The following is a 24,053-nucleotide window of genomic DNA, read 5'->3' on the forward strand; positions in this document are numbered from 1 at the left end:
GTTTTTAAGACTTGTCAGGATTATTTATTTATCCATTAAAAACAATGCGTTCTTCAGCTTGATTTTCTCGAGCTTTTCGTTTTCCTCTGAAGAAAAAATACAGGTTTAAAAACAACATAATTCCCAAATAAATAGTAAATCCGCCTATTTTATAACTCAGTTTTTCGATCAATAATTGATAACTGTCTTCGTACAGATTCATTTCTAAAATTAGTAAGGCAAAACCCAAGTTAAGTAAGTAAAATCCGGTTTCAAAGAGTTTGTTGGTCGCGTTTGCAATTTCTTCCCTTCCTTTAAAAATGTCCATCATGTATATTTTACTGTTTTTAAAAAGTGTTTTTGAAACGTAATAGGTTAAAAACAAAGCAACAGGTAAGTAAATGGCGTAACCGATTAAAATTTTTGTAGTTTCCATAAGTATGAGTATTTAAATTAATTTTTGAATATATTTAGTAAGTATAAAAATGTTGATGTAATGCATTACGGCTATGATGGCAATGATGGTGGCCGATTTGAAAGCAATCACTTCAATTAATTGTGAGAATGAGTTAATTGTTTTCCACGAAATTAAGGTCATTGCACAATAACCAATGTTCAGTAGATAATAACCTAATAATAAAATTTGATTGGTTCTGTGACACAAATCCATGTGATTCGGAATAAGTTCAGCCACGTAAATGTTCCCGTTTTGGTAACAAATTTTCCCCACTTTGACGATGATTAAAGTCGTAATGAAGAGGTAAATGACATAACCAAGAATATTGAGATTCATGACGTTAAATGTTTAAAAGCCTTGTCCAATTCGCCATAGTGAAACTCAAAACCGTTTTCGACTAATCGTTTCGGAACTACGTTACGGCTTTTCAAAACCAATTCGGTTTCAGTTCCGATGATTTTGGCTCCGAATTCTAACATCATTTTTGAAATCGGAAATCCAAACGGCACTTTTAGTTTTTTGCACAAGGTGTTCATGAATACTTTATTGGGTGTTGGAGTAGGAGAAACAATATTCACAACTCCAGTCATTTGTTTTTCCAAGATGAACTCCAATGCGCGTGCAAAATCGGTTTCGTGAATCCAACTGATGAATTGATTTCCTTTACCTTGTTTGCCACCAAAACCTAATTTGACCAAGTTTTTTATTGGTACAAATGCGCCGCCTTTTTTGCCTAATACGATTGAGGTTCGCAAGGCTGTTTTCAATGTAAGTGGAGTTTCAGTTTCAAAAAAGGTTTTCTCCCAGGCTTTCGCTACGTTCATCGAAAAATCATCTCCAATTTCACCTGTCGTTTCGTCCATCTGTTTATCCAAAGAAAAACGATAAATGGTTGAGGTAGACGAATTCAACCAATGTTTTGGCGGTTGTTGGCATTGTAAAACCGCTTGAGCTAGAACTTTGGTGCTGTCGATTCGTGAATTTAAAATTTCGGCTTTATTGGCATCGTTGTAGCGGCAATCGACTGATTTTCCGGCAAGGTTAATCAATACATCGGCTTGTTCCAATTCGGTTTCCCAACCGGAAAAGGTTTTGGCGTTCCAATTCACGTACTTTATTGTTCCAACTACTTTTGATTTTCCGCGCGTCAGAATTACCATTTCGTCGCATTTTTCTTGAAAATAATCCACCAAAACACTTCCTAAAAATCCGGTTCCAGCAGCAATAACTATTTTTTTCATAATTAAAAATTTAGAATGATGAGCAAGGCAAGTACTCGATAGGCAATCCAAGTGGCAGTTAAATAATAAGGTAATTGTAAGATTTTTATTCTTCGGTAATGCTCCAAAACCATCAAAACAACCGTCATTCCAAACCAGCCTAAAATTGCCAATTGTGGTATAGCGATGAACTCGTTTGCAATAATCATTGGAAGCAAAATCAAAGCACCCATGAGTGAAACGGTGAGTAAATTTCCGATGTAATTTAAATTTGTTTTATAATCCAATCGAGTCAAAAACAACAATTGAAATGCAATTTGTCCCGTGGCTAAGAGAATTTCTCTTATCATACTTGCTTCGGGTAATAGTGTCAATAGTGAAGCGCATTTGTACAATGTCAATACTGTAATTACCGTTGCGAATACAAGGTATAAATAGCGATACGTGAAATTAAAATCGGGAACGCATTGCAAAGGATTATTTTCTTTTTTACGACTCGGGATGATCACTTTTCGGTTGTAAGAAATGAATTTATAAAGTTTTTTAAGAAGAAAATAAATCGGTTGAGTTGTTCCCACTTTTTTCATCCAAGGGAAAGAATGACCAATAATGGTAAGCAAACTGTCAATACCATAAATGACCGTTTTGTCCTGATGATTGACTAATGCAATTTCGTTACTGGCTCGATTGATATCGACGAATTGTTGTTCGTTTTCTGTGATGGCTTCAAAAGGTTTTCTTCCGTTTTTATCCATCATTCCGGCTTTGATGAAACCTGCGGTGTATAAGTTGCACATTGGACATTCTTCGTCGTACAATAGCGTTTGATTTTTTAGCGTTTTCATGATTCTGATTGTAAAGAGTAAACCAAATAAGATAAATAAATGCAAAGTGCTGGTGGCAAAATCACAAACCATTCAATTGGAATTGGAGTTGTGAGTAAAACAAAAAACAGTGCAACAAAGAAGAAGTACATTTTTATCGCTTTACTTTCAGAATATTCTGACCAATAATAAAATCCAGTGAGTAATTGAATAAAACCAGTTACCATTGTTGAAAGAGCTGCATAAAACAAAAAACTCTCATCTACAGTAGCAATCAATAAAAACACAATCGGAATTCCAATCGCAATACTATTTAAGACTTTTAATGCTCTCATGATTTCTCTTTATTTTAAACTTTCAGAAAAAAATGAAAGTTTTGTTTAAATTTTTTTTACTTTCTCATGAATTTGACAAGCAATTGCGCCAACCAATTGTCTTTGTATTCGGTTATTTTATCCAGCACATTGTCGGCTTGCAATACAAAATCGTACAATTTGGTAGTTTGATCCACAAAATGTTTTTCTTCGGCAGTGTTATCAGAAGTGATAGATGATACTTCTTTCAACACTTTTAATGCCGGTTTGATTTCACGTTTGCTGCGTTCTCTCGAAATCTTAACCGCCAATTCGTCCAAGTCTTTTTCGGCCGTAAAAAATTCACGTCGTTCGCCTGCTTTGTATTCTTTGTATACAATTCCCCAATCCATCAAAGCACGTAAATTCATCGAAGCATTGCCTCTTGAAATCTGTAATTCTTCCATAATGTCTTCCATAGAAACTGCTTCGTGCGACACCATCAACAACGCGTGAATCTGAGCCATGGTTTTGTTAATTCCCCATTGACTGCCCAGCGCGCCCCAAGTTTGTACGAATTTATTTTTAGCTTCTTTGTAGTCCATTTTGTTTCGCTTTTCGCTTTTGATGAAACAAAGGTAATTAAAAGTTTTTAAACTTTCAAAAAAAAATGAAAGTTTCTTCTCCTAACAGGTTTTCAAAACCTGTTAGGTATAAAACAGATAAAAAAAAGTAATGAATAATTGATTTTAATAGTTGTTTTTGGGCGTTACCCAATTGCAGATATAGGTAGTTGAATTGAAAAATTGTGGCAGCAATTGGGTCAGGCTTTCCGCTCTATCTTTTGTTCCATTGTATTGCACAAAAAGATGCCGCTTCAATCCTTAACGCGAACCTAGAATCAATATTCAACTTTTTTTTTACAAAGAATTTTGTAATAAAAAAACCGAAGCCAAAACTCCGGTTTTCTATCTAAAATTCTAATAATCTCACAATCTTACAGTCACAAAGTCTTATGATCCAAGAAGTCCAACTTGCCTAAAAGTCTTTTTTCCAAATACCTAACAGGTTTTGGAAACCTGTTAGGAAATCAATCCCGCTCTCTTTAATAACGCATCGGCAGTTGGCTCATGACCTCTAAAACGTTTGTACAATTCCATTGGCAACTCAGTTCCGCCTTTAGAAAGCACGTTATCTTTGAATTTAGTCGCCACTTCTTTATTAAAAATACCTTGCTCTTCAAAATACGCAAAGGCATCGGCATCCAATACTTCGGCCCATTTGTAGCTGTAATAACCCGACGAATAACCGCCTTGAAAAATATGCGAAAACGACACACTCATGCAATTCTCTTCTACATCAGGATACAACGTAGCAATTTCCATCGCTTGTTTTTCAAAGGCTTTGATGTCGGTAATTCCGTTCGGATTGTTGCTGTGGTATGCCATATCTAGAATACCAAAACTCAACTGACGCAAGGTTGCCATTCCTTCTAAAAAGCTGGCGCTTTCTTTGATTTTTTCTACATAATGTTGCGGAATCACTTCTCCGGTTTCGTAATGCGTAGCAAACAACGCCAAAGCTTCGGGTTGGTAGCACCAATTTTCCATCACTTGGCTTGGTAATTCCACAAAGTCCCAATATACCGAAGTGCCCGACAAACTCGGATAGGTTGTATTGGCTAACATGCCGTGTAACGCATGACCAAATTCGTGAAACAACGTTGTAACTTCATTAAAAGTTAACAACGATGGTTTCGTTGTTGTTGGCGGAGTGAAATTGCAGACAATTGATACGTGTGGTCGTTCGTTAATTCCGTCCTTAATGTATTGTGGTTTGAATGATGTCATCCAAGCACCGTTACGTTTTCCTTTTCTTGGAAAAAAATCGGAGTAGAAAACGGCAACTAAATTTTCTTCAAAATCCAATACCTCAAAAGTTTGCACATCGTCGTGGTATTTATCGATGTTGAAGACTTCTTTAAAGGTAATTCCGAATAATTTTTCGGCAACTGTAAAAGCACCGTTCAACACATTTTCGAGTTTGAAGTAAGGTTTCAATAACTCGTCGTCCAAACTGTATAATTTTTGTTTTAATTTTTCCGAATAGTAGGCGCCGTCCCATTTTTCCAACTGTTCAATGTCGTCAAGTTCTTTAGCAAAAGCAGTCAATTCGGCAAATTCTTTTTGTGCTGCAGGTTTGGCTTTTTCTAGTAAATCATTCAAAAACGATTTTACTTTATCCGGATGTTGCGCCATGCGTTCTTCCAATACAAAATGTGAATGCGTTTCGTAACCCAATAATGTGGCACGTTCGTGGCGCAGTTTAGCAATTTTTAGAGTGATTTCTTTGTTGTCGTATTCGTTATTTTGAAAAGCTTTTTTGCCTGCGGCAATCGCCATTTCTTTTCGCAATTCGCGGTTGTCAACGTAGGTTACAAACGGCAAATAACTCGGAAAATCCAAGGTAAAAATCCAACCCTCCAATTCTTTTGATTGGGCCAATGAGCGCGCCATTTCTTTGGTGCCATCAGGTAAACCTTTCAAGTCAGCTTCATTGGTTATGTGCAATTGATAGTTGTTGGTTTCGGCCAAAACATTTTCACCAAAAGTCAGTTTTAATTTGGCCAATTCAGTGTCAATTTCGCGTAAGCGTGCTTTTTTATCTTCAGGAAGTAACGCACCATTTCGTGCAAAACTTTTGTATTTTTTATCAAGTAAAGTGGCTTGCTCGGGAGTCAAATTCAGATCAGATTTTTGATCGTGAACGGCTTTTACTCTTTTGAATAAATCTTCATTCAAGGAGATGTCGTTGCTAAATGCGGTCAACAAAGGCGACACCTCTTGCGCAATTTTTTGCATCTCGTCGCAGGTTTCGGCCGAGTTCAAGTTGAAGAAAATCGACGATAATCGATCGAGTTCTTGTCCGGCAAAATCCAAGGCAACAATAGTATTTTCAAAAGTGGGTGCTTCTGAATTGGAAGTGATCGCGTCAATTTCAGCTCTTGCTTTGGCTAAATTGACTTCAAAAGCGGGTTGGTAATCGTCTATTTTGATTTGCGAAAAAGGCGCAGTATTGTGTGTGGTTTGAAATGTTTGTGTAAGTATTTTCATAATATATTTTGTTGAAGGGACAAGTCGCGTCTTGTCCTTACGACTTATTAGACGGTTATTAAAGTTTAAAATTTTCTAAATCTCGATAGGTATTCCAAAATCGAAGTAATTCAACGGTGTTTGAATTCAATCTGTAATAAAGTGTAATGTGTTTGGTAATGACTACTTTATTGACTTTTTTGTAGTTGGTAGAAATGAATTCAACATTGTTTTTAGTCAACAAATCAAAAGTTTTTTCAACTTTTTCAACGAAATTAACTACATCTTGAAATGTCCATTCAGCCTCCAAATAATCAATGTTTTGCCAATAATCTTTTTTGGCTTGTGGTGACCAAATAATTTCCATTATTTGAAATATTTTGAATAGCGATTTTTGGTTTCTTCCATGACAAGATTGTGACTAATTCCTTCTTTATTATCTAAAGAGTGAATTGCCTCGTCGATAGCCAATTTTTGTTTTTCGGTTAAAGTTGATTTTGATTGAATTAAGTTGATGATTTCTTCAATCAATTTTGGATTTTCAATATCCAAAATAACTTTGGCTAACTCGATTTTAGATGTTTGAATGTCCATAGTTTTCTTTTTTTCAAAGATAATTATTTTTTCAATTCGTCTGAAGCTTTCATCACGGCTTGTTTCAGACTTTCTTTGTACAAAACGATTTTGTCTAAAACACATTTGTCGTGGCTTCCGATGATTTGCGCAGCTAATATTCCAGCATTTTTGGCTCCGTTTAATGCCACCGTTGCGACTGGAACGCCACCAGGCATTTGAAGAATTGACAAAACTGAATCCCAACCGTCAATCGAATTGCTTGATTTTACTGGAACACCAATTACGGGCAATGGCGACATCGAAGCGACCATTCCGGGTAAATGCGCCGCGCCACCAGCACCAGCGATTATAACCGAAATGCCTCGCATGTGAGCATTCGTACTAAAATCGAATAATTTTTCAGGCGTTCGGTGTGCCGAAACAATATCCACTTCGGTTTCGATGTCAAATCCTTTTAAGATGTCGATGGCTTCCTGCATGACTGGCATGTCGGAAATGCTTCCCATGATGATGGCTACTTTGCTCATTGTTTTAGTTTAATGTTGTTTAAATTGTTTACAGGTTTAAAGTAGTTTCTACATAAAGCAACTAATCACTTATTACTAATCACTCTAATACTATTCTTCACTTTTTCCGCCACTTTTCGCGCTTCCGTCATGTTTTCATTCACTATTGTTACGTGTCCCATTTTTCGAAATGGTCTTGTTTCGCGTTTGCCGTAAATATGCGGAGTTACGCCTTCTATGGCCATTATTTTTTCGATGTTTTCGTAAATTACGGGTCCGGAAAAGCCTTCTTCACCGACCAAATTGACCATAATTCCGGCTACTTTACTATCGGTAGTACCCAAAGGTAAGTTTAAAATGGCGCGCAAATGATTTTCAAATTGCGAAGTATAACTCGCTTCAATGCTGTAATGACCTGAATTGTGTGGACGAGGTGCGACTTCGTTTACTAGAATTTCATCGTCTTCGGTTTGGAACATTTCTACTGCCAATAAACCAATATGATTAAAAGCTTCCGAAACTTTGAGTGCTATTTCAGTTGCTTTTTGAGCTACTGTTGAATCAATTCGCGCCGGACAAATTACGTATTCTACTTGGTTCGCTTCGGGATGGAATTCCATTTCCACCACAGGATAGGTTTTGACTTCGCCTGAAACCGATCGCGCTACAATTACGGCCAATTCGTTTTTAAATGGTACCATATGCTCGGCGATGCATTCTACTTCGGGTAAATCCACTAAATCGATGGCCGAACGAACAATTTTCACTCCGTTTCCATCGTAACCAAATTGTGCGCATTTCCACACGAAAGGAAATTCGAGTTCGCCTTTGGCAATTGATTTTTTCAAATCATTAATGTCTACAAATCGTTGATGAGGTGAAGTCGGAATTTCGTTTTCAACATAAAAATCTTTTTGTCGGCCTTTGTTTTGAATCAGTCGTAAAGTTTTGGGCGATGGAAAAATCGGTACACCTTCTTTTTCTAAAGCATCCAAAGCGTCTAGGTTTACGTTTTCAATTTCGATGGTCAAGAGATTTACCATTTTACCAAATTGATAAACGGTGTCGTAATCCAATAAAGTGCCGCGGTAAAAGGCATTGCAACCAAATCGTGATGGCGCTTCTTCACTTGGATCGAGTACCAAAGTTTGTATGTCGAATTTACGTGTTTCGGTCAGCAACATTTTGCCGAGTTGTCCGCCACCGAGAATTCCTAATTTAAAATCAGAAGAAAAATAGTTCATTCGTTGTAGTTGTTGTGGCACAAAGATAAACAACATTTAAAAGTCATTACAACAACTTTAAATAATCTTTTGGATTTTGTCGGTTGTCAATAAAGAGTAAAATAGTGATTATTTTATTACTATCATCGTATTCATAATACATTGATGCGTTTTTATGAAGTACAATTTTGCGAATTTTTTTTGTGAATGGAATTCCTAAATTGGGATTTTCTTTGAGTTGTTTTGAGGACTTTTCAATTAAATCTATGAAATCTTGTAGTACTTTGATGTTCCAAATAAAAAGAACAAATTCAGAAACATCAGCTAAGGATGATTTTCCTAGGCTTGAAATTTGGATTACTATCATTTCAAACCATATTTTTCTTTAATATCATTCAAGGCATCAGAAAACGAATGCGTTTTGTCGTTGGCAACATCTTGTTGGGATTTTTCTAATAAAGCATTAATGATTGATTTACCTTCTTCTGTCTCATCCCAAGTTGCATCTCGAACCAAATCATAATAAATTTTTGATATAAAATCATCTGAATTGGATTCGTTAATTTTTTCTAAGATGAAGCGTTTTTTTTCTTGAGTAGTCATGTCGCATTTATTTCTTTATCAAATATAAAAATTATTTTAACCGTTTCAAAATGTCTTTCACAGCAAAACGATATCCTGGAGTTTGATCGCTGAAATTGCGGGATAATAATTCTCGTAGTTCATCATTTACCCACGAATGTTTTTTCCCTAAAACATACAAAAAACGCATAGTATAGGCTGCGTTGGCGGCTTTAGTGGTTTGAATGAGCCAATCCAATCCCGATTCGATTAGTTGTTCTTCTTGCGTTTCGGTGAGTTTTATTTTTTTACTTTTCACCAAAAACAATCCGATTTTTGAAATCGAACGAAGGGCAGAATCGGAGTGTTGTTGTGCCAATGAATTACAATAATCATCAATAAACGGAATAAAAAGTTCCAATTGTTCCTCGCACACTAATTCTAAAATCCAACACGCTTTGTGGTGGTTTTTATCTTTGGTGTTAAAGGCAATTTCGGTCAACTCTTTCAAATAGTTGGGATGAGCAAAAATGAAATCTTTATTGTCATCTCTACTTTTTCGATGTGCTGTACTTTGGGCTATTTGATTGTAAAATTCTGCATTCATTTGGTAAATGAAGTTGTTTAAGCTTTTTTGATTGAAGCGACCCGAGGCCAAAGGCCGAACGGATCAAAGATAAAAATTAGGGTTTTTGTTCTAGATTTTAGCTTTTTTTCATTGCATAGCAGCGTTACGGAATTAAAAAAAGATGAAATATGGGATAAAAATACAATTTTGCAGCCAATTGAAAAAGTGTAAACAACTTCACTATATCAAATTAGCAAAAAAGTCAAAATACTTGTTATTAAATAGTTATTACTTCGTAAATTTGCTCCTTTATTTTTTAAAACAACACAACATGATACACCTTCACGATAAAACTTTTGAACCGTTTATTTCTTCGGAAGAAATTGACTTCGCAATTGCCAATATGGCCAAACAAATGGACGACGATTTCTTTGATGAGGTTCCGGTTTTTGTCGGGATTTTAAATGGTTCGTTCATGGTTATGGCCGATTTGATGAAGCATTACCGCGGAATGTGTGAAGTGAGTTTCATGAAAATGGCTTCCTATGAAGGAACTCAAACTACCAACGATGTAAAACAACTCATCGGTATCAACGAAAATTTAGAAGGCAAAACCGTTGTTATCGTTGAAGACATTGTAGATACGGGGAATACTATCGAAGAATTAAAAGCCATTTTCAAAGAAAAAAAGGTTAAGCACCTCAAGATTGCTACTTTATTTTTCAAACCCGAAGCCTATAAAAAAGACATCAAGATCGATTATGTGGGCATCCGAATTCCAAATAAATTCATTGTAGGTTACGGTTTAGACTACGATGGTTTGGGAAGAAATTTAGCCGACGTTTACCAATTAGCACAATAATTCAAAATTTATAATTTAAAATTCAAAATAATAAAAATGATCAACATCGTTCTTTTCGGAAAACCAGGTGCAGGAAAAGGCACACAAGCTGAATTTTTAAAAGAAAAATACAATTTAACACACTTATCAACGGGTGATATTTTCAGATTCAATATCAAAAATGATACGGATTTAGGAAAATTGGCCAAAACTTACATGGACAAAGGTGATTTGGTTCCTGATGAAGTAACCATTCAAATGTTGCAAAGTGAAGTCGATAAAAACCCACATTCGGCCGGATTTTTATTCGATGGTTTCCCAAGAACTTTAGCACAAGCTGCTGCTTTGGACCAGTTTTTAGAATCAAAAGGGCAAACTATTACCGCAACCGTAGCTTTAGAAGCCGATGACAATATCTTAGTCGCTCGTCTGTTAGAAAGAGGCAAAACTTCAGGAAGACCCGATGATCAAGACGAAGAGAAAATCAGAAACCGTTACGACGAATACAACCAAAAAACGGCACCATTGATGAGCTATTACAAAGATCAAGGCAAATTCTATGCTGTTGATGGTATCGGAACTATCGAAGAAGTTACCGAGCGATTGAACCGCGTTTTTGATCAGTTTTAATAGAAGCTAATCCAGCTTTCCGCTGCATGTCCGCAGTAAAAACAACCATTTTGTACGTCAAAAAAAAGGCTTCTTTGGTCGCCCTTTTTTAACAACAAAATTAGGTTGTTTTTACTTTACGGGCTTTCCGCTTCAATCTGGGCTAGGGCATAAGTAATTCAATCCTAAAAGCTTTAAAAAAGACAACTAATATAAATTTCGAGCATTCAATTTTTTTTCTGATATTTGCACACAGAAAAGGAGCTATTTCCGAACTAGGATTTATGCTCTTTTTTTGTAATTTTAAACTATGGAAATTTTAATAATTCTTTTTTTAATTCTTTTGAATGGTGTTTTCTCCATGTCGGAAATCGCCTTGATTTCAGCTCGAAAAAACCGTTTGGAAACCGCTGCCAAAAAAGGGAATAGTAATGCCAAAGTGGCTCTTGATTTGGCCAATTCACCCAACGAATTTCTTTCAACTGTTCAAATCGGAATTACCTTAATCGGAATTTTAACCGGTATTTATTCTGGCGATAAAATCACTTCCGATGTGCAAGCTTTTGTAGGTAGTTTTGAAGTTTTAAAGCCTTATGCAGAAAGTATTGGAGTAGGAATTGTAGTAGTAACACTAACTTTTTTCTCTTTGGTTTTGGGCGAATTATTGCCAAAACGAATTGGATTGAATTACCCCGAAGCCATAGCCAAAGCGGTTGCAGTTCCTATGAAATTGGTGTCAAAAGTAACCATGCCATTTATTTGGTTGTTAACTACTTCAACTGATTTTTTGCTTAAAATATTACAAATCAAACCTACGGCCGACGGAAAAGTTACCGAAGAAGAAATCAAAGCCATCATTAAAGAAGGAACTGAAGTAGGAGAAGTTCAGGAAATTGAACAAGATATTGTGGAACGCGTTTTTCATATTGGTGATCGTAAAGTTAACTCATTAATGACGCACCGAAATTCGATAGTGTATCTTTCATATGAAGATTCGGTTCAGGAAATAAAAGACAAAGTGTTAGAAGAATTACACTCGGTTTATCCAGTTTGTGCTGATAATTTAGACGATGTTGAAGGTGTAGTTTTGTTGAAAGATTTATTTGCTAGCTTCGAAAAAGGTAATTTTGATTTGAAAAAAATCACCAAAGATCCGGTTTATTTTATTGAACATACTTCCGCCTACAAAGCTTTAGAGAATTTTAAAATTTCGAAAGTGCATTACGCATTGGTGACTGATGAACATGGAGTTTTTCAAGGAATTATTACCCTAAATGATATATTAGAAGCTTTGGTAGGTGATGCTGCTGATTTCTATGAAGACGAATTCAAAATCATTGCCAGAGAAGACGGAACATGGTTGGTTGACGGGCATTATTCACTGCACGATTTCCTAACGTATTTTGATATGGATGATCTAACTGGCGACTATGAAGTAACTACAGTCAGCGGTTTGATTGTAACCGAATTAGGAGTGATTCCAAAACAAGGGCAAAAACTCATCTGGAACAAACTCGAATTTGAAGTAATGGACATGGATGGTGTTAAAATTGATAAAGTTTTAATCACAACATTAAAAGATAAATAAAAAGTTTACAGTCTCAGTAATCAGTCACAGAAACTGAAAACTGCGACTGACACAAGCGCCAGCGAACTGACGCAGTAATACTAAGAAAATGACAGAAGGTAATTTCGTAGACTATGTAAAAATATATGTTTCATCCGGAAAAGGAGGGAAAGGCTCATCGCATTTACACCGTGAAAAATTCATTGAAAAAGGCGGTCCAGATGGCGGTGATGGTGGTCGCGGTGGTCACGTAATTCTGAAAGGAAATAAAAATCTGTGGACACTTTTTCATCTTAAATTCACCAAACACGTAAAAGCAGGTCACGGTGGTGATGGCGGGAGCAGTAGAAGTACAGGTCACGATGGTGAAGATAAGTACCTAGAAGTGCCTTTGGGAACGGTTGTGAAAGACATGGAAACGGGCGAAATTCTGTTTGAAATTACGGAACACGATGAAGAGAAAATACTAGCAAAAGGAGGAAAAGGAGGTTTAGGAAACTGGCACTTTAGAAGCGCAACCAACCAAACGCCTCGTTATGCTCAACCCGGAATGCCAGTCGAAGAACACGATGTGATTTTGGAATTAAAAGTACTAGCCGATGTTGGTTTAGTGGGTTTCCCAAATGCAGGGAAATCGACCTTACTTTCGGTGTTGACTTCAGCCAAACCAAAAATTGCGGATTACCCTTTTACGACTTTAAAACCCAATTTAGGAATTGTCGCTTACCGCGATTTTCAATCGTTTGTAATGGCCGATATTCCCGGAATTATAGAAGGTGCGGCAGAAGGAAAAGGATTAGGGCATTACTTCTTACGACACATTGAACGAAATTCAACTTTATTGTTTTTAGTTCCAGCCGATGCCGATGATATCAAAAAAGAATATGAAATTCTGTTGGATGAATTACGCAGATACAATCCAGAGATGCTAGATAAAGATAAATTGCTGGTCATTTCCAAATGCGATATGCTCGATGACGAACTCAAAGCCGAAATGAAACAGTTGTTGAACAAAGAACTAAAAGGAGTTCCGTATTTATTTATTTCATCTGTTGCACAACAAGGCTTGCAAGAATTAAAAGATCAACTTTGGCAAATGTTAAATAATTAATTATCGGACACTTATTTTTTGATAATTAATAATAAGTCGTAAAATTGCAAAAAAATAAACTACTTTTTATGAAAATTAAATTACTATTGGCACTTTTTGTAGTGCAGTTGAGTTTTGCTCAACAACGTACTTGTGGTACAAAAGAATACATGCAAAATATGATGGCAAATCCTGAGTTAAGACAACAATACCTTGATTTGCAACAACAATTTGAGTCTGAATTACAACGACTTGAGTTGTTACAACAATCAAAAAATGCACAAGGAGTAAATGCTCCTAACGTAACCATCCGAATTCCGGTTGCTGTACATTTTCCTTCAGTAACAGCAACAGCAGCTAATGTTTCTTTACGCGATTGTTTAAAACTTTTGGCACAAAGACAGGTGAACATCTTAAATGCAGATTACAATGCAACTAATTCAGACATTACATTGTGGGATTCTGCAAGTGAATTTTATCCAGGTGTAAATATTGGTGTAATGGATGTGTCTTTTGAAATAGCTACTCAAAATCATCCAACTGGTTCTGGTCTTGGTTTTCCAGTAAACGGACAACCTGCAGTAACTTTTGGTACTGACTTTTTATCAAATGCTGACACAGATTCTACTTGGGCGGGTTATTGTAATTTAGTAGTACGTAACATTGCTGGAGGAATTTTAGGCTATTCTCCACTTGGAGGTTCTCCAGCGTCTGGTATGACTGTTGTAATTGACAATAATGCATTTGGTGCTACTATGACAGGAACACCAACTTCTTGTTCAGGATTTGTGCCAGGAGCACCTTATAATTTAGGTAGAACATTAACTCACGAATTAGGACATTTCTTTAATTTAGACCATACTTTTGATGCTTGTGATGGTAGTAATTGTGCTACTTCTGGTGATAGAGTTTGTGATACTCCTCCTGCCGATACTCCATTTTTCGACTGTGTCGAGCCAGGCACTGTTTTTACCGACTGTGGAGCAACTCAATTAACCATGAATTATATGGATTATGTGCAAGATGCTTGTATGTATATGTTTACAGCGGGTCAAGCTACCAGAATGACAGCATGGTATAACACTATCGCATCACAATTAGAAACGGATGTTTTAGCAAACAATGACTTTGTAACGTCTAATTTCTCAATTGCACCTAACCCTAATAAAGGAACTTTTGCAATTCAGTTAAAGGAAGCTACAGACAGTTATTCAGTTACTATTATCGATGCTTTAGGAAGGGAAATTTATAACTCCGATTTCAATCAAACAACAGACTTAGTTCAAAACATTCAATTAGATAGCACACTAAGTGGTTTGTATTATGTAACTATTCAAAGTAACGGAGCTACACTAACTAAAAAGATTTTAGTCCACTAGTTTCTTATCGCAATCTATAAAAAAAGGGTTTCAAATTTTGAAACCCTTTTTTTATTTCTGTTTTTCATTCATTAAATAAAAAATACATGTTTTTGTAATTAGTAAGAGAAAGTTGGATTACAAAACAGGTTTTCATTTTCCCAAAATAAAGTTAAAATTGAACGTATAGAAATAGTTTTTGGGCTCTATTTTTAGTAAATACTCAAAAAAACAATACCTTCGCACCACCTTTTTGGGGAATATTCTAAAGATGGCTGTAACAAATTGCGAAATCGATAGACTATTAGCTAACAACAATTAACTTTATATTTTACTAAAATGAAAAAAATTATTTTATCCTTAATCGTCGGAATTATGCTTGTTCCTACAAGTGTAAAAGCCGATGAAGGAATGTGGTTTTTAATGTTCATCGAACGTTTGAATCACCGTGATATGCAAAAAATGGGATTGCAATTAACAGCAGAAGAAATCTACAGCATCAACAATCACAGTTTGAAAGATGCTATAGTACAATTCAACGGTGGATGTACTGCTGAAGTAATTTCAAAAGACGGTTTAGTTTTGACCAATCACCACTGTGGTTATGATGCTATTGCTGAATTATCAACTGCCGAAAAGAATTATTTAAAAGATGGTTATTGGGCAGCTAATAAAAAAGGCGAATTAAAACCATCGAGTTTATTTGTGCGTTTCTTCGTTCGCATGGACGATTGTACTAAACGTATTTTATCAAAAGTAAATCCATCGATGTCAGAAGCAGACAGAGAAAAAGCAATCAACGCTGAAATCGCTGCTATTGAAAAAGAAAACAACGAAGGTGGGAAATACACTGTTTCGGTTCGTCCTTTCTTTCAAGGAAATGAATTCTACTATTTTGTGTATCAAGATTACAAAGACGTTCGTTTAGTAGGAACTCCACCTGAAAGTTTAGGAAAATTTGGAGGAGATACTGATAACTGGGAATGGCCACGTCACACCGCTGATTTCTCAATGTTCAGAATTTATGCTGATGCAAACGGAAATCCAGCTGATTATTCTGAAAATAACGTTCCTTTAAAACCAAAACATTATTTACCTGTGAATTTAGGTGGAGTAAAAGAAAATGACTTCGCTATGATTTTAGGTTACCCAGGAAGAACCAACCGTTGGATGCCTGCTGGTGGAATTGAGCAAAACGTAAAATTTGCTTATCCTGCTTGGGTTGAAGGTGCAAAAACTGGAATGGATCAAATGAAAAAATACATGGATCAAAGCGATGCTCTTCGTTTGGTTTATGCTTCAAAATACGCTTCAACTGCTAATTATTGGAAAAACCGTCAAGGTATGATTGATGCGTTGACTAAATTTGGAACTGCAAAATCAAAAGCTGCTCAAGAAGCAAAATTTGATAAGTGGGCGAACAAAAAAGCCAATAAAGAAAAATACGGCAACGTGATTTCAAACATCAATAAGTTTTATGCTTTAACCAATGAAAAATCGCGCCACGATAATTATTTACAACAATTATTCAGAACTACATCTTTCGGAACTATTTCAAGAAGCTTAGGAAGACAATTGGATTTATACGTAAAAGCAGATGCTGCTAAACGTGCTCAAATGGCTCCAGCAATCACTGAAATGGCTCAGGAAATGTATAAAGAATTACACATTCCTGCTGAAAAAGATTTATTGGCAGCGCAATTGAATGTGTACGCAACTAAATCTACTGGCTATGCAATTGCTCCGATGGTGAAGAAAATTGGCGATGAAAACAACAATGATTTTACAAAATACGTTAACGCAGCTTTCGACTTGAGTATTTTTACTTCATTAGATCGTATCAATGCATTTTTACAATTGCCAAATGAAGCGTTATTAACGAATGATCCTTTGTATGCTTTGTCTAACGATTTGACAACTCACTTCGGAACTCGTTCGGATGAAATCACCAAAGCTCAAAATGATTACGCCGCTTCGTTCCGTTTATTGGTAGAAGGTTTAAGAGAATCTAAAATTGGTGCGATCAAATACCCAGATGCTAACTCAACGTTGCGTTTGACTTACGGAAAAGTTCGTTCGTTACCTGCAGATAAAAGAAATGATGCAACTATAAATAATTACACCACTTTAGCAGGTCAGGTGAAAAAATATAAAAAAGGAGATCAAGAATTTGACTTGCCAACTCGTATTTTAGACATGCAAAAAAATAAAGAGTTTGGTCGTTACGCTGATAAAGACGGTTCATTGCACGTGAACTTCTTAACGGATAATGATATTACAGGTGGAAACTCAGGTTCGCCAGTATTGAACGGAAAAGGTGAATTAATCGGTTTGGCTTTTGACGGAAACATTGAAGCGATGGCAGGCGACGTAATCTTTGACAAAAACTTGCAAAGAACCATTAACGTTGATATTCGTTACGTACTTTGGGTAATCGAAAATTATTCGGGTGCAAAACACATCGTAGACGAAATGACTTTAGTGAAATAATACCTATCCTAACAGGTTTTCAAAACCTGTTAGGTATAAATAAAAAACCGACTTAGTAATTTAAGTCGGTTTTTTTTTATGAGTATCTATTTCGAATTTCAGAGGATGAGAAGTTTCTGCAATTTATGTTTCAGCTTCTAGCCGCCTTTTTTATAAAAGTAATGTAAGTCATAGTGTGGGTTTATTTAACCTCAATTCGTATTCCTTTAGAATGGCTTTTAAATTCAGGTGCATACATACTTTCAATTGATGTTATCCCATTCGAAAAGCTACCACTGTTATTTACTCTAATGTCGTACTCTAAAACATAGGTGCCTTTATTGATTCGATCAAAAAAGAAATGAGTTGCGGCGTCCTTTGTACTCATATAATAACTAATTAGGTCTTTTTGTTCGTATTTAGAAAGGACATTTACAGGTTCGAAACACGAGGCACGCATGTCTTTTAAATGTACGTATTCCATATCTTCAACAGATGAGATTATAAGTCGAACTGTAACTAAATCCCCAATTTGTAACTGATTTTTAGGTGTTATTCGTGTTAGAATTGGACCTTCAATAGTATTCTTTTTTAAATACAATTCTTTGGAAACTTGTAAATTGTTTTTCTCATTAGTTTTTATTTTATCTAAATCTTCAAAATAATTCCAATATATTCCACCATAACACGGAACTTTAGATTTGTTTTCAATAGAAATTTCACTCATTGCATTGGTAATTTCGCTTTCTTTCCAGTTTGTTTTTATATAACCTGTCTCTGCTTCTTTATCGTTTTCACTGAGTTTTTTTGTACTTATGGTTTTATCTCCTAATCGAATAATGGTATTGTCTTTTACTGATAGCCAGTCACTTCCTTGAAGTAGCAAAGCGTAAATAGCCTCGGTTGTTGATTTAGTTGTAGGCCAATTTTTAGTTTGTTTGTTTTTTAGCAACCATACTTTCATAGCATCAACCGATTTCATGTCATTATTAACCTCTGTAAATGCCTCTATCAATAGTGCTTGAATTTCAATTGGCGCTTGATACCAATACCAACCGGCTTTGTTTTCTATCCAATACATTCCCCAATCTTCATTATTAGAAGAAGTTTCTTTTAGACTTTCTATGATTGTTTTTGCCGACGCTGTTTCCCCAAAACGATGCAAAATAAGAGCAGCCATTCCTTTGTTGTATAGAGAATACGTTTTCCAATCTGTTTTTATTATTCCGATTTGTTCGGTGCTTATTGTTTTGATCTTTTCTGATATTGGATTGGTATCTAAGAAGAAACTACGCATGTACAAATAATGCATATCGTTGAACGAATTATACCATTTACTTTTTTTAGATTGCTCATAATCTGCCTCATATTCCTTATCTAAATAGCGTAATCCGTTGTATGTTATTTCTTTGAAATCAATGTCTTGATTTGCTCTAAGTTTATTCAAGTGTCCCAATCCAGTAATGATATGTCTTGTAATGTATTTGCTCTCAATGCCACCTTCAAACCAAGCAAATCCGCCTGATGATTTTTGCTTGTCTTCGAGTTTTTCAAAAGCAGAGCGGATGGACAATTTCATTTTGTTTAAATCAAATAGTAATGCAATACTTTTCTTTTTCTCTTCTTCGCTTTCAGCATCTTTTAACCATGGTGTTTCGGCCAGAACAAGTGATTTTAATTCCTGATTCTCTTCTAATTTAGAAGTAAGTTTTCCCGAATTTTTCCAATTTTCAAAAACATTTGCGATTTTCGGATTACTATTGATGATTTTTGAAGCCAAAATGGCAGCATAAAAACGAGCAAATGTCTGTTCAGCACATTCATGTTCGTATTCCATAATATAGGGTAACGATTGAATGGCTAACCAAGTTGGGTTACTGGTATATTCTATGGTAAAAAGATGGTTTTTTAAAGTACTTGAAGTATTGTTCTTCAGGTTGTCAAAAGTGTATGTTTTTTTCGAATTTTCTCTTACCCAAATCGGAATGCTTTCTGTAACCAACATTCTATTGGTTAGAACAGGAATAATGCTTTCCTCTCCATCAGAATAGTTTTCGGACTTTGCTACGATTTTGTATTGAATACCATGTATTCCTTCAGGAATAGTTATTCTCCAAGTAATTACTGAATTTCCCGATGGTAAAATGCTAAAATTCTTTACATAGTCTGTGTTCATTGTCTGGTTATCTATTCTTTCCATAGTAGATGCGTCGTACAATTGTAGCATAGCGTTTCCATTTTTTACTTTGGCAGTCAGGTTAGCTACTTTGGCCGAAATTTGTATTGTGTCTCTTTCTCTGAAAAATCTTGGCATGTTTGGAAAAATCATCAGTTCTTTTTGGGTTAAAACTCTATTTTCGTAATAGCCAATATTGGCATTTTTGGTGTGTGCAAACATTCTAAATTTCCACTGAGTTAATTCTTCTGGAGAGTTGAATTGAAATTGAATTTTACCCTCTTTGTCGGTTTTTAATTGCGGAAAGAAGAAAGCAGTTTCATTACGATTGGTTCGAGTTTTTACCTGAGAAAGTTCATCCAAACCTTTGTTGGTTGTGATTATTATTGCCCCATTTGAAGCTTTAGATCCATAAATAGCTATTGCTGCGGTCTCTTTTAATACTGTGACATTGGTAATGCTACTCGGATTGATTTTTAAGAATTCATCTTCCGATAGTATGGCACCATCAACAACATAAAGAACTTTCTCCTTTCCTTCCGAATTTAGCGTGCCTTTAATAGAAAACTCACCGGTTGAATTTTTTGAATAATTTACCTCTAATCCTGGAACTTGCCCCTTGAAAGATCGTATTAATTTTGCATTGTCATCATTGTCAAATGCCATAGCTAAATCACTTCCTACTGATACAGACGTAGTAGAGTATGCAAGAGATTTCTTCATACTTTTAGTTTTATAGCCTTCCACTACTACTTCTTGCAAAACGTTTTTATTTGCCTCTAGTGTAACGTTGATGATTTTGGATGAAACAGTAACTTTTTTGTCGTGCATTCCGATAAATGAAAAAACTAATTGTTCTCCTTTTGCAGCATGAATTTCATATCTTCCATTCATATCCGTTTGAACGCCGCGTAAACTACCTTTGACCACTACATTTGCTCCAGGTAAAGCTCCTTTTGCATCGGAAACAATACCTGAAATTAGAAAAGCATTGTCTGGCATTTTGGATTTGTTGTACAGTTGTGATTTATAGCTAATGTCATCGGCTATTTTTCTTGTAGAGATAAAGTCAAATCCAAACCAAATTAATTTAGTTTCCTCATTGCGCAATTCAACTTTGTTCATTCCAGGTTCACCAAAAATGAGATTGAAATTTACTGTTTCAAAAGCCAGTTTCGATTTGCCATAGTAGTTGTATTGAGAAAAGGTAGTGTTAATGAGCTTATCCCAATCTTTTTTTACAAATTGATCGAGTGAACTATCGTACATGGTTGCTAAAACCTCCATTTCAGTTTTCAAATTGTGTTCTCTGATTTCAAACGACCATGTTTCATTTGTTCCTGGAACAAGTTTGTCTCTAAAACTTTCAACATCAAAGGTGATTTTAGGTAATTCTTCTTTTAAATAAACATCGGTGGCGTATTTATGATATTGGTTTTCATAAACCATTTCGAAAACTACTTCAAATTTATTTTTTATTCCTTTACTGATTGGAATAGTTAGTTCGTTTTGAAACTGAGATAATTGAATTTGTTTTTCATAAAAAATGGTGTTTTGATAATGACCAATACAAGAAACATACATGTTTGGGAAAGCAGAATTAACTCTTATTTTTATATATCCATCAAGTTTAGGATATTGGTTGAGTTGGGTTATTGTTATTAATTCATTGCTGAAAGTATTGGGTTCATTGGCATTGAATAATTTGAAAAATGAAATGGAATTGAGCGGTTTATTATTAGGGTCAATTGCTGAAAACTCCACACGATAATCACCTGATTGGCTTTTGGCAATAAAATCCAAATCAATTTTCTTGTCGAAGTTAGTGTTTACTTTTTTCGAAAAAACCATTTCCCCTTTGGTGTTTTTTTCTAATTCATCCTCATTGTTTTCGTAAGGGAATAATTGATTAAACTCACTTTTAGAAATAGATTCAATTTCAGGTTTTTTGAATTTTCTATTCTTGAACTTATTTTCAAAAGGTTTTAGGTAAAATATTTTAACTTCTCCTTCAATAGGGACAAAATGATTATTCAGATTTTTACTGCTTAAGAGGATGCTGTTTTTATTATTTGAAATGATTTTTTCGTCTACAGATGCTTTGATTATCATCGATTTACTGCCAACTTTGATTGTAGTTGTGTTAGAATGGGTTTCACCGTTGATGTCTGTAACATCTGCTGTAACTTTATAAGAAAAGTAGGAGTCAGTTTCGTCTTCATACTCATCATCTGGAACTGCAATAAAATCAATAATGAAGTTTCCCATTGCATCAGTTTTGGTGTTGGATGTAATGATGGTTTCAGTTTCACTAGGCCAATAATCTTCCCATTTCATAAAAGTTTCTCTCACAACAGTGTACTCAACTTCAGCATTTGAGATCGAGCTTCCAGCAAAGGCTTTTGCATTTCCGTTGACTGTAACATTTTGGTTGATGGTGAAGGTTTCCTTTACGGGATTAAAATTAACTTCAAATTTTGGCCTTTTGTATTCTTCAACTTTAAATGATGTGTACGTGTTTTGTACTCCGCCGTAACTCCAAACAGGATGGTCTTCTTCTTCAATATTGTATAAGCTGTCATTCTCATAGTCATCAGGTTCATCAACATCAATGGTGTAATTGCCAGTCAATGAATTTTTTGGAATTACAAATTCACTTGAGAAAGAACCAAATTCATTAGTAATTACATTCAATTTTTGGACTTCTTGACTATTGGCATCTCTAATAATTACTTTTAGAGATAAGCCAGAAATTATGCTGTAAATATCCGATTTTCTTTGTATCGCAATTCCTTTAAAATATACGGTTTGTCCGGGTCTGTAGATTGCTCTGTCTAAATAAAATCGGACTTTAGCAATAATATCTCTATTTGCATTAGGGTTGTATCGCTCTTGAGTTTGAAAGTAAGTCTTATTGATTGGTATAGTGTCATTATCTTTAATTGCGTGGAATCTGTTCTCATTGAATTTTGACTTATTTTCCTTGGAAATGTTGTATTGAGCAATTCCCTCATCATTTGTTACAATAGAAAAATCGCCAAATTTCAAAATGCAATTTTCAATTGGTTTTCCTGATTTTCTGTTAAGTGCTTGATAAAAAACTTTTGAATCACTTTCATGAGCCAACATACTAATATTAGAAACTGAAATTTTTCGTAGTAAATGCCTGATTTTTTTTCTTTATCGTTCAGATCAGTTATAACAACAATGTAATTTCCAATTTCAAGATTAGGCAACACTATTTCAGTTGTATATTCAAAATAATCTTTGAGATTTATCAAGCGATAGGTTTTAGTCAAGTGCGCTTTGTTTTTCAAAATAAAATCGTTTACAATGCTGTCTTTTTCAACTAAAGCGTTGAATTTGCTGTATGGCGCTTTATAAAACGAAATTTTTATTGAATCAATATTTTTGTAGCTTACAAAAGCTCTCGTGTTTTCTTTTTCATAACTATAGCCTTGCATTTCAATATCCAATTCTCGTAATGTGATTTGGTATTTTTTTTGAGCAGCTTTTTTAAATGCGTTTGATTTTTTTTCGGAAGATAAGATGCTGTCTAGAACGGCTACTGCTTTAGCATTATGGAATTTATTTTTCTCTTTTGAAGCTTGTCTCTCAAAAATAATTGCTTTTTCAAACTGAATTTTTTGAATTAACAACGAATCATCTGTTCTTTTTTGAAAATTATCTAAAACTTTTAGCAAAATATTTTTGTCTTTAATAATTTCTCTTTCGCAAAAAAGTATTCGATCCAAATCCATTTCATTGATCTTACTGTGTTCATCCGTTTTCTGATACAATTGCACTACTTTTTGTATCGAATTGTTTGAAATAGTATCAAAATTCAAAGTTTTGAATTCAGTATCCAATCCCAATAAAGGTTTTGTGATTTTTGATTTTGCATCTTCGGACAATTCCCAATCATGAATTAAATATTTGTAATAATCGATGTTCTCTTTCAATACATAATCATACAGTGTCGTTGAATTGAAATTTTCAAGAGAAAAAAAATCAAAAATTTGCTCATAATTACTCAAAGGTGTTCGTCTCAGAATTATTTCATTTTCCAGTGAATTTGAATATGTTTTATTAATAATCGACTCAAAATCTTTTAATGTCCAAGTTAAAAAATCAGCATTTTCTGTCGAATCAAGTTGGGTTCTTCTTTCAATGTTATAATAGTTGTTTCGCTTGTAATCTCTTAAAATCTTAGCATAAATAAGGTTTAAAATTGCCTTTGAAGGAGTTGAGACTTCTTGAATCTGTTTCTGTAAATTGGAAATGATTTTGCTTTTACTGTCTTCTTCTAGTGTTTGAGAATATTTTGATTTGTAGAAAAATGTTTTAATCAATTGTACTTCATTATGAGTAGATTCCGCTTTTTTATAGATTTTCTCAACTTCTTCATTTGCTGATTTTACTTTCAAATCGTTTTCATATTGAATAACTTTCGCCCATTGGTTTTCATAGTTTTGAGAATTTCCAATAAAAAAAGTCAAGAGGATCAAAAGGAATATAATTTTTTTCATAATTAGAGCTTTCTTGTATAGAGTAGTACTTCGGTAAAAAGGTTGGGAAGAATGATTAATGTTTTACAATTTACTAATTTTTTAGTTAAATTAAAACGTACTAAAAACCATTTTC

22 protein-coding genes are annotated in these 24,053 nt (G+C 34.8%); 6 read left to right on the forward strand and 16 right to left on the reverse strand.

The genetic code is table 11. The features are described 5' to 3' along the window. Positions 1-28: 28 nt before the first annotated feature. The 14 genes from VK161_RS10855 to VK161_RS10920 form a co-directional block, all read right to left on the reverse strand. The gene (locus tag VK161_RS10855) at positions 29-415 is read right to left on the reverse strand and encodes a hypothetical protein (RefSeq protein ID WP_324214809.1); all 387 of its coding nucleotides are present in this window, start codon (positions 413-415) and stop codon (positions 29-31) included. A 12-nt stretch (positions 416-427) separates the two neighbouring features. Then, positions 428-772, reverse strand: coding sequence for a hypothetical protein (locus VK161_RS10860; RefSeq protein WP_324214810.1), 345 nt, complete (start codon positions 770-772; stop codon positions 428-430). Further along, positions 769-1,677: a TIGR01777 family oxidoreductase gene (locus tag VK161_RS10865; protein ID WP_324214811.1), complete on the reverse strand. Its 909-nt coding sequence runs from the start codon at positions 1,675-1,677 to the stop codon at positions 769-771. Before VK161_RS10865 ends, VK161_RS10860 begins: the two co-directional genes overlap by 4 nt. Positions 1,678-1,679: 2 nt before the next feature. Beyond that, positions 1,680-2,501 (reverse strand): DCC1-like thiol-disulfide oxidoreductase family protein, encoded by an 822-nt coding sequence (locus VK161_RS10870; RefSeq protein ID WP_324214812.1) that lies wholly within the window; start codon positions 2,499-2,501, stop codon positions 1,680-1,682. Further along, positions 2,498-2,815 (reverse strand): hypothetical protein, encoded by a 318-nt coding sequence (locus VK161_RS10875; RefSeq protein ID WP_324214813.1) that lies wholly within the window; start codon positions 2,813-2,815, stop codon positions 2,498-2,500. Before VK161_RS10875 ends, VK161_RS10870 begins: the two co-directional genes overlap by 4 nt. 56 nt (positions 2,816-2,871) lie before the next feature. Next, on the reverse strand, positions 2,872-3,378 hold the full coding sequence (locus VK161_RS10880) for a GbsR/MarR family transcriptional regulator (RefSeq protein ID WP_324214814.1): 507 nt from the start codon (positions 3,376-3,378) through the stop codon (positions 2,872-2,874). Between the two features lie 477 nt (positions 3,379-3,855). Then, on the reverse strand, positions 3,856-5,886 hold the full coding sequence (locus VK161_RS10885) for a M3 family metallopeptidase (protein ID WP_324214815.1): 2,031 nt from the start codon (positions 5,884-5,886) through the stop codon (positions 3,856-3,858). A gap of 58 nt (positions 5,887-5,944) precedes the next feature. Further along, on the reverse strand, positions 5,945-6,232 hold the full coding sequence (locus tag VK161_RS10890; RefSeq protein ID WP_324214816.1) for a type II toxin-antitoxin system RelE/ParE family toxin: 288 nt from the start codon (positions 6,230-6,232) through the stop codon (positions 5,945-5,947). Continuing rightward, entirely contained in the window at positions 6,232-6,459 is a 228-nt protein-coding gene (locus VK161_RS10895) for a hypothetical protein (RefSeq protein ID WP_324214817.1), read from the reverse strand. Before VK161_RS10895 ends, VK161_RS10890 begins: the two co-directional genes overlap by 1 nt. Before the next feature lie 23 nt (positions 6,460-6,482). Continuing rightward, a complete protein-coding gene (gene purE / locus VK161_RS10900; RefSeq protein WP_324214818.1) occupies positions 6,483-6,968 on the reverse strand; it encodes a 5-(carboxyamino)imidazole ribonucleotide mutase in 486 nt (161 codons plus the stop codon). Positions 6,969-7,033: 65 nt separating this feature from the next. Then, positions 7,034-8,191 carry a 5-(carboxyamino)imidazole ribonucleotide synthase gene (locus VK161_RS10905; RefSeq protein ID WP_324214819.1) on the reverse strand — a complete coding sequence of 386 codons (1,158 nt, stop codon included), beginning with the start codon at positions 8,189-8,191 and terminating at the stop codon, positions 7,034-7,036. A 46-nt stretch (positions 8,192-8,237) separates the two neighbouring features. Then, positions 8,238-8,537: a hypothetical protein gene (locus VK161_RS10910; protein WP_324214820.1), complete on the reverse strand. Its 300-nt coding sequence runs from the start codon at positions 8,535-8,537 to the stop codon at positions 8,238-8,240. Next, positions 8,534-8,773, reverse strand: a complete 240-nt coding sequence (locus VK161_RS10915; RefSeq protein WP_324214821.1) for a hypothetical protein — start codon at positions 8,771-8,773, stop codon at positions 8,534-8,536. The genes VK161_RS10910 and VK161_RS10915 overlap by 4 nt, the downstream gene beginning before the upstream one ends. Before the next feature lie 31 nt (positions 8,774-8,804). After that, positions 8,805-9,338 carry a hypothetical protein gene (locus VK161_RS10920; protein WP_324214822.1) on the reverse strand — a complete coding sequence of 178 codons (534 nt, stop codon included), beginning with the start codon at positions 9,336-9,338 and terminating at the stop codon, positions 8,805-8,807. Positions 9,339-9,630: 292 nt separating this feature from the next. Here VK161_RS10920 and hpt point away from each other — a divergent pair, with 292 nt between their 5' ends. The 6 genes from hpt (at position 9,631) to VK161_RS10950 (ending at position 17,254) form a co-directional block, all read left to right on the forward strand. Beyond that, positions 9,631-10,161, forward strand: coding sequence for a hypoxanthine phosphoribosyltransferase (hpt, locus tag VK161_RS10925; RefSeq protein ID WP_324214823.1), 531 nt, complete (start codon positions 9,631-9,633; stop codon positions 10,159-10,161). A 36-nt stretch (positions 10,162-10,197) separates the two neighbouring features. After that, positions 10,198-10,770, forward strand: coding sequence for an adenylate kinase (locus VK161_RS10930; protein WP_324214824.1), 573 nt, complete (start codon positions 10,198-10,200; stop codon positions 10,768-10,770). Between the two features lie 340 nt (positions 10,771-11,110). Then, positions 11,111-12,337: a hemolysin family protein gene (locus VK161_RS10935; protein WP_414655425.1), complete on the forward strand. Its 1,227-nt coding sequence runs from the start codon at positions 11,111-11,113 to the stop codon at positions 12,335-12,337. Between the two features lie 88 nt (positions 12,338-12,425). Next, positions 12,426-13,427 (forward strand): GTPase ObgE, encoded by a 1,002-nt coding sequence (obgE, locus tag VK161_RS10940; RefSeq protein ID WP_324214826.1) that lies wholly within the window; start codon positions 12,426-12,428, stop codon positions 13,425-13,427. A 68-nt stretch (positions 13,428-13,495) separates the two neighbouring features. Further along, the gene (locus tag VK161_RS10945; protein WP_324214827.1) at positions 13,496-14,785 is read left to right on the forward strand and encodes a zinc-dependent metalloprotease; all 1,290 of its coding nucleotides are present in this window, start codon (positions 13,496-13,498) and stop codon (positions 14,783-14,785) included. A 318-nt stretch (positions 14,786-15,103) separates the two neighbouring features. Beyond that, positions 15,104-17,254 (forward strand): S46 family peptidase, encoded by a 2,151-nt coding sequence (locus VK161_RS10950; protein ID WP_324214828.1) that lies wholly within the window; start codon positions 15,104-15,106, stop codon positions 17,252-17,254. Between the two features lie 181 nt (positions 17,255-17,435). Here VK161_RS10950 and VK161_RS10955 read toward each other — a convergent pair whose 3' ends face one another. Then, the gene (locus VK161_RS10955; protein ID WP_324214829.1) at positions 17,436-22,538 is read right to left on the reverse strand and encodes an MG2 domain-containing protein; all 5,103 of its coding nucleotides are present in this window, start codon (positions 22,536-22,538) and stop codon (positions 17,436-17,438) included. Beyond that, a complete protein-coding gene (locus VK161_RS10960) occupies positions 22,454-23,938 on the reverse strand; it encodes a hypothetical protein (protein WP_324214830.1) in 1,485 nt (494 codons plus the stop codon). Before VK161_RS10960 ends, VK161_RS10955 begins: the two co-directional genes overlap by 85 nt. Positions 23,939-24,053: the final 115 nt, after the last annotated feature.

The organism is Flavobacterium sp. (assembly GCF_035299245.1).
Classification (GTDB): Bacteria; Bacteroidota; Bacteroidia; order Flavobacteriales; family Flavobacteriaceae; genus Flavobacterium.